This window comes from Thermodesulfovibrio sp. Kuro-1, from assembly GCF_006538445.1.
GTDB classification, from domain to species: domain Bacteria; phylum Nitrospirota; class Thermodesulfovibrionia; order Thermodesulfovibrionales; family Thermodesulfovibrionaceae; genus Thermodesulfovibrio; species Thermodesulfovibrio yellowstonii.
Window position 1 is genome coordinate 46014 of sequence record NZ_BJKS01000008.1, and the last position, 7866, is coordinate 53879.

Sequence of the window (7866 nt, forward strand, 5' to 3'; positions counted from 1 at the left end):
AGATTAATAAAAAGTAAAGCAAAAATAATATAATAAAACTGATGAAAAAGTTTGCAAGAAATATGTTATTTACTGCTGGATTTTTGCTTTTTCATGCGTTTTATGCACATGCAATTGAAAATATTAACATGGAAATCCAGAAAAACAATTCTTTTTTGACAGTTAAAGCTCATATTATTCCCTCTCAGGAGTTTATTGATGATTTTAAAAATGGTTTAAGTAAAAACATTCTTATACTTGTGGAACTTTACCGAAGATGGTCAATTATTCCTGATGAGTTTATAAGTGGAGTTCAAATACAGAGGATTTTGATTCCTGATCCTATAAAAGATGAATTTATTATAAAAACCTTAGAAGGAGATAAACTAACAGAGAAGAGATTTAAAAACTGGCAGGAGGCATTAGATTGGGCATTAAAGACAGAGCCTATAAAAATAGCAAATATTAATAATGTGGATAGAGGAAAATACTATATAAAAATTACAGTTGAATCAAATATAAAAAAGCTTCCTTCTGTTCTTGAGCACATCTTGTTTTTTATACCAACATATGAGAAAAAGATAACAAAGGAATCAGAATACTTTAGATTGCCATGAAAGAGAAAATGAAAAAATATTTTTTCCCTATTTTCCTTACAGTCTTGCTTTTTATTGTGCTTGGATTTGAAATTTATCTTTTAAGACTACCTCCTGAGCAGATTCCTACAAGATTCATAATTGTCTCACTCTTTGTAATAAATATAATTTCCATTATAACCTTAGGATTTTTTGTTATAAGAAGTATATTCAGGCTTTATCTTGAAAAACATAGAGAAGTTCCTGGTTATAGATTCAGGATAAAAATAGTCACTATTTTTGTAGGATTGGTGCTCATTCCTTCAGCACTTTTATTTATTGCTTTCAGCGGGGTTCTTGAAAGTTCAATAGAGAGAATTTTTTCCAAATCAAATAGAGAAGTTATCTCAAAAACAATAGATACAGTTAAGTCTTTTTATGATTTTGAAAAAGCAAGACTGCTTAAATTTGCTGAAGATTTCAATGAAGGTAAAATAAAAGGGCTTCCAGATGGGATTTCTGTTGAGAGACTCAAAAATCCTCAGGAAGATATGCCAGAATCAATACGGGATGCTTTTCAGGGTAAAAAATCAACACAGGTTATATCTTCTTCAGATGGAGATGTAATTATAGCTGCATTACCTGAAAAACAAGGAGTTATTGTTTTAAAAATGAGCATTCCTTCTTATGTAACCAAAAAAGTTGAAGAAGTTAAAGCATATCATGAAGAGTATCTTAAAATGGGTTCTTTTAGAAAGGCTGTTAAATCAAACTACTTTATGTTTCTTGGTTTTTTAAGTCTTATTATAATATTTCTTGCACTCTGGGCATCCTTAAAAATTTCTCAGGAAATTACGAATCCTTTAAAAGAACTTGTTCAGGCAACTCAAAGAGTTGCTGAAGGTGATCTCAAGGTAAAAATTCTTACTAAGAGTTCTGATGAAATTGGAATACTTGTCAATTCGTTTAATGAAATGATAAGCAAGCTTGACAAAGCCTATGTTGAGTTATCGGAAAGACATATTTTGCTTGAAAGAATATTTTCCAATATAACTTCAGGAATTATTTTTGTTGGGGACAGTGGTAAGATATTCAAAATAAATAAAGCAGGGGAGGAGATACTGCAAATTTCAGCAGAAAAGCTTCAAGGTAGACATTATTCAGAAATTCTGGAATTTGTTGAATCTGATGAATTAAAAGAGTTTATTAAAAAACTTTCTCAAGAGCGAATCTATGAGATTTCCAAAGATTTGAATATTAAAATAAAAGGTAGAAATAAAATGATAAAAGCAAGAATTGTCTCATTAAGAGAATTTGAGGAAAGTGAAGCCACAGGAATTCTTGTATTATTTGATGATATCACAGATATTGTTAAAGCTCAGCAGGCAGTTGCATGGGAAGAAGTAGCCAGAAGACTTGCGCATGAGATAAAAAATCCTCTTACACCTATTAAACTCGCTACTGAGAGACTTGTTAAAAAATGGAAAAATAAAGATGAAGAATTTGATAAAGTATTTGAAAAGTCAACCCAGAGAATTATTTCAGAGGTTGAGTCTCTTAAAAATCTCATTGATGCTTTCCAGAAACTGGGCAAACTCCCTGAGATTAAAAAAGAACCTGTAAATCCAGTAGATTTAATACAAGATGTGATAGAGCTTTACAAAGGATACAAGGATGTTAAGATAAACTTTATATCTGATGGAGAAATTAAGCCTGTTTTACTTGATTATCAGGAGTTTAAAAGAGTTTTGATAAATATAATTGACAATGCTATAAAAGCAATGAATGCTAAAGGTGAAATAACAATATCTGTTAAACTAAATAATAGTCTTCAGATTGAAATTGCTGATACAGGTCCAGGGGTTGATGATGAAATAAAAGAAAAACTTTTTTTACCTTATTTTTCAAAGACAAAGGAAGGGACAGGGCTTGGATTAACGATTGCAAGGAAAATTATTACTGAACATGATGGGAGAATATTTGTTATGGATAATAAACCTTCAGGAACAATTTTTAAAATAGAGGTGCCTCTTTGAAAGGTAAAATTCTTATTATTGATGACGAAGCTGGAATACTTGATACAGTTTCTGGCATTTTAGAAGATGAAGGATATACAACGCTTACAGCAAAGGATGCTGAGACTGCAATTGAGATTCTTGATAAAGAAGAGGTAGATTTAGTTTTTCTTGATGTCTGGCTTCCTAAAATGAGTGGAATTGAAGCAATAAAAAAAATAAAGGAAAAAGATTTTCATATTCCAGTTATCATGATTTCAGGGCATGGAAATGTTGAAGTAGCGGTTCAGGCTGTTAAACTTGGAGCATTTGATTTTCTTGAAAAACCTCTGTCAATGGAACGAATAATACTCACTGCAGAAAGAGCATTACAGTTTAAGAGTCTTGAAAAAGAAAATATAAAACTTCGTAGTAGCATACTAAAAAAATATGAGCTTGTTGGAAATTCTCAGGCAATGAAAAAAATCAAATCTCAGATTGAAATGATTGCCAGAGGTGATTCAAGAGTTTTAATATTGGGCGAAAGTGGAACAGGCAAAGAACTTGTAGCAAGAATGATTCATTCATTGAGCCCAAGAGCGAATGCTCCTTTTATTGAGGTAAACTGTGCAGCGATCCCTCAGGAGCTTATAGAAAGTGAATTATTCGGTCATGAAAAGGGTGCTTTTACCGGAGCAATAGATAAAAAAATTGGTAAGTTTGAGCTTGCAAATGAAGGAACTCTTTTCCTTGATGAGATTGGAGATATGTCATTACTTACTCAGGCAAAACTTTTAAGAGTAATTGAAACCCAGAAATTTCAAAGAGTTGGAGGAACACGGGATATAACAGTCAATGTTAGAATTATTTCAGCAACAAATAAAGACCTTACCGAAGAGATTAAAAAAGGTAACTTCCGTGAAGATCTTTATTACAGGCTTAATGTTGTTCCAGTTTATATATCTCCCTTAAGAGAAAGAAAAGAGGACATTCCAGAGCTTGTAAACTACTTTATGGATGAATTTAGCAGAGAAAAAGGATGGAGAAGAAAAAAGATTAGCGATGATGCGATGCGGATTCTTAAGAATTATGACTGGCCCGGAAATGTAAGAGAATTGAAGAATGCTGTAGAAAGATTAATGATAATGATTCCACAAGAAACAATAGAAGCTTTAGATATTGAAAACACAGGAATAATAAGAAATAGATTAAAAGAAGAATCTTATTTTTCTTATACCACATTAAGAGAAGCAAGGGATGCTTTTGAAAGGGATTTTATTTTGAAAAAACTCAAAGAAAATAATTGGAACATGACAAAAACAGCAGAAATTATAGGAATAGAAAGAAGCAATCTTTATAAGAAAATCAAATCTCTCGGAATAACTCTTCCAAAAGAATTTTCAGAAAATTAAAAGGAGTTTAGAATGTTTACTGTAGTTATTGTAGGGCGACCAAATGTTGGAAAATCAACACTTTTTAATAGAATGATTAAATCTGATGAGAAAATTAAAGCAATTACAGACAAATTTCCAGGAGTAACAAGAGATATAAACTATGGAGTTGCGAAATGGGATGATAAAGAATTTATAGTGGTTGATACAGGAGGCTTTTTCCCTGAAGAAAAGATAGAAGACATAATTCAGAAACAGATGCTGGAACAAATAGAGATGGCAATATCTGATGCAGATTTGATAATTCATCTTCTTGACAGTAAAGAAGGATTACTTCCAGATGATATTGAAACAGCAAGGCAGTTAAGACAAACAGGGAAAGATATTTTGTGGGTTGTTAATAAAATAGATGATCCTTCAAAGCTCAGTAGAATATATGATTTTTATAGCATAGGCACTGAAGAACTTATACCAATTTCAGGAATTACAGGATATGGCTTTGATGAACTTATTGATAAAATTATTGAAAAAATCCCTGATACTCAACCAGTAAACTTAGAACAACAGAACTTACCAAAGATAGCTGTTGTAGGTCGTCCCAATGTTGGTAAATCAACAATTATCAATGCTTTACTTGGTAAAAAAAGAATGATTGTTAGCCCTATCCCTGGAACAACAAGGGATACAATTGATGCTATCTGCACATATTACGGAAAGAAATATTTGCTGATTGACACAGCAGGAATAAAAAGACTTTCTTATTATAAAAAAGAGATATCTCAGGAAATTTATGTAGAAAGACTTGCATATTTTAAAGCATTAAGAAGCATTGAAAGAGCTGATGTGGCTATTCTGGTTATAGATGCCCTTGAAGGAATTGTCAATCAGGACCAGAAAATTGCAGGAATTGTTGCGGAACAGAAGAAAGGATTGATAATTTTAATTAATAAATGGGATTTGATTCCAGCGAATGAAAGAGACAAAAAAGCAAAATTTTTTACAGATGAAATAAAACATAAACTATGGTTTGTAGATTATGCACCATATTTGACTGTTTCCGCTATAGATAAAACGAGACTTACCAAAATATTTCCTCTCATTGACCAGATTTTAGAAGAGTACTCCAAAAGAGTATCAACATCTGAATTGAATAGACTTTTTAGTGAAAAACTAAAAGATGTGATAATGTCTTCTCATGGCAAGGAATTAAAATTTTATTATATAACTCAGGTTAATGTAGCACCTCCCACATTTGTTGTTTTTGTCAATGACCAATCAGCAGTCAAGCAACATCATATCAAATTTATTGAAAAACTTCTGAGGGAAACATTTCACTTTAAATTTTCTCCAATAAACATAAAAATCAAACAAAGAAAATAATTTTTTATGTTAAAATAAAAAACTATGCAAACAATTTTTGTAACAGGAAGTGCTGGTTTTATTGGATGGGCGACATGCAAACTACTTTTAAATAAAGGTTTTACAGTTATAGGAATTGATAACATAAATGACTACTATGACCCCAAGATTAAAGAACTAAGACTGCAGGATCTAAAAAAATTTCAGAACTTTATTTTTTATAAAGCAGATATTGAGGATTTTGAAAATCTGAAAAACATTTTTAAGAGTTATAAAATAGATGGTGTTATAAATCTTGCTGCACGAGCTGGTGTAAGAGCATCGGTTGAAAATCCCTGGGGATATCTTGATACAAATGTTAGGGGAACGATCAATCTGCTTGAATGCGTCAAAGAGTATGCAATTAAAAATTTTGTTCTTGCTTCAACATCAAGCGTTTATGGTGATACAGAAAAGATGCCTTTTAAGGTTTCTGATATTACAGATAAACCTCTTGCTCCTTATCCTGCTTCAAAAAAATCTGCAGAGCTTTTTTGCTATAGCTACCACTATCTTTATGGTATAAATACAATAATTCCAAGATATTTTACAGTATATGGACCTTTTGGAAGACCTGATATGAGTATTTTCAGATTTATTAAGAAAATAAATGACGGTGAGCCAATAACTGTATACGGAGATGGAAAGCAGAAAAGAGATTTTACATTTGTTGAAGATATAGCAGAGGCAACAGTATTATGTTTGAATCTTGAAGGATATAAAATTATGAATTTTGGCAATGACAGACCTGTTGAGCTTATTTATGTCATAAATTTAATAGAGGAGCTCATTGGCAAAAAAGCAAAAATCCAGTGGCAACCAAGACATCCAGCAGACATTTATGCAACATGGGCAGACATCTCTGAAGCAAAACAATACATAGGATGGTCTCCAAAAATCTCAATAGAGGAAGGTATCAGAATAACAGTTGAGTGGTTTAAAGAAAATAGAGACTTATTAAAGGACATAAAGATATAAAGGAGGAAGGGAATGCAGAGAATTTTGGTAGCCCATGATGGCTCAAAGGCATCTGACAAAGCATTAAGAAAAGCATTGGAGATTGCTTTAAGCATGAATTCATCACTTACTGTGCTTGCGGTTGTTCCAGAACTTTATCTTACAGAACTTTCTGATGCAGACAGACAGAGGATTACAGAAGTACTTAAAAGAGAAACAGAAGACAATATGGAAAGAATAAGAAAATCTCTTTCAGGAAAACCTATTGAGATTAAGTTTCTTGTAAGAGAAGGAGACCCAGCTGAAAAAATTCTTGAGACTGCTCATAAAATGAAGGTTGATTTAATTGTTACAGGCTCTCATGGAAAACATGGAACAAAAAAATTTCTAATTGGAAGCGTATCTGCCAAGGTCGTTGAATATTCTAAGTGTCCAGTTCTTGTTGTAAAGTAGTTGAAGGGAAAAATATTTTTACTGTTGTCCCTGCGTTTGGAGAACTTTTTATTTCAATAACGCTGTTATGTTTTTGAACTATATTTTTTACTATTGAAAGTCCTAATCCAAATTTTCTTGGATCATGGGTAAATAAAGGTTCAAAACATTTCTTCATTGTTTCTTCATCCATTCCATGTCCTGTATCAGAAATTGTCAGAAGAATTTTTTCTTCTGACTCCCTTTTTATTTTTTCAGTTGAGATTAAAATGACTCCATTGTCTAATATTGCATTTTTTGCATTCTGTAAAAGCTCACTTAAAACCTCTTTTAATTGCAATGGGTCACCTTTAATCAATAGATTTTCCTTAGAAAGAGAAAATTCAAGCTTTATTTTTTCACCTGCTATGTCTTTGAGCATTTCTTTCATTGAAATGAGTAAGAAATTCAAATCAAAAACTTTCATTGCAGAAGGAGATGTTTTTAATTCAAGTAAAGCTTTAATAAACTTAGAACCTTTTTCAACGGATTCAATTAATTTCTCAATAAAAATTAAAGTATCTTTGTTTTCTGTTCGTTCTTTTATTAGCTGTGCAAATCCATAAATCCCATTAAATATATTATTAAATTGATGTGCAAGGTTATCAATAATTTCATAAGCTGCTTCAAGTTTTATAACTTCTTTAAATTTTTCATCAACTATTTTTTTCTCTGTGATTTCTTTCCCAATTTCAAACACAGCTTTAATTTCTTCATTCTCTTTAAAAGGAATTCCCGTTAAGACATAATGTCTTCCTTCATCTGATGTTTTTTCTCCTGTTTCAATATTGCCTGTTTTTAAAGCTTTAACACAGGGGCAGCCTTCACAGGGACTAATTCTTTTATGCCATAAAGCATAGCATTTTTTGCCAAGAATATCCTCAGCATTCATACCCATTCTTTCAATATAAGCTTTGTTGCTCCAGAGAACATTTAAATCTTTATCCATAATAGAGAGATTGTGTTCAATGTTATCAAAAATAAAAGGTAGAGCTTTTTCTATTAATCTAAAATTTAGTTTTTCCATGGAGGAGAAATTAATTTTCTATTAAAAAATATCAAAAAGCCTGAAAATATTACATTCTGGGGGGGGGGGGGGGT

Annotated in this window: 7 protein-coding genes; 6 read left to right on the forward strand and 1 reads right to left on the reverse strand. The window is 31.6% G+C overall.

All coding sequences use genetic code 11. From position 1 onward, the window contains the following. The first annotated feature begins 41 nt into the window (after window positions 1–41). From FLY87_RS09830 to FLY87_RS09855, 6 genes are read left to right on the forward strand one after another with little or no spacing between them, the layout of a single operon-like run. Window positions 42–596 carry a DUF4390 domain-containing protein gene (locus tag FLY87_RS09830; protein WP_012546074.1) on the forward strand — a complete coding sequence of 185 codons (555 nt, stop codon included), beginning with the start codon at window positions 42–44 and terminating at the stop codon, window positions 594–596. Further along, window positions 593–2590 carry an ATP-binding protein gene (locus FLY87_RS09835; protein WP_141267084.1) on the forward strand — a complete coding sequence of 666 codons (1998 nt, stop codon included), beginning with the start codon at window positions 593–595 and terminating at the stop codon, window positions 2588–2590. The genes FLY87_RS09830 and FLY87_RS09835 overlap by 4 nt, the downstream gene beginning before the upstream one ends. Continuing rightward, a complete protein-coding gene (locus FLY87_RS09840) occupies window positions 2587–3960 on the forward strand; it encodes a sigma-54 dependent transcriptional regulator (RefSeq protein ID WP_141267086.1) in 1374 nt (457 codons plus the stop codon). The genes FLY87_RS09835 and FLY87_RS09840 overlap by 4 nt, the downstream gene beginning before the upstream one ends. Window positions 3961–3972: 12 nt before the next feature. Further along, window positions 3973–5319: a ribosome biogenesis GTPase Der gene (der, locus tag FLY87_RS09845; RefSeq protein ID WP_012546282.1), complete on the forward strand. Its 1347-nt coding sequence runs from the start codon at window positions 3973–3975 to the stop codon at window positions 5317–5319. Between the two features lie 24 nt (window positions 5320–5343). Next, window positions 5344–6315, forward strand: coding sequence for an SDR family NAD(P)-dependent oxidoreductase (locus tag FLY87_RS09850; RefSeq protein ID WP_012545846.1), 972 nt, complete (start codon window positions 5344–5346; stop codon window positions 6313–6315). A gap of 12 nt (window positions 6316–6327) precedes the next feature. Next, entirely contained in the window at window positions 6328–6747 is a 420-nt protein-coding gene (locus FLY87_RS09855) for a universal stress protein (RefSeq protein ID WP_012545588.1), read from the forward strand. On the opposite strand, the gene FLY87_RS09860 is transcribed toward FLY87_RS09855, so the two are convergent. Then, window positions 6719–7792, reverse strand: a complete 1074-nt coding sequence (locus FLY87_RS09860) for a nitrogen regulation protein NR(II) (RefSeq protein WP_141267088.1) — start codon at window positions 7790–7792, stop codon at window positions 6719–6721. The two genes, FLY87_RS09855 and FLY87_RS09860, sit on opposite strands and share 29 nt — an antisense overlap. Window positions 7793–7866: the final 74 nt, after the last annotated feature.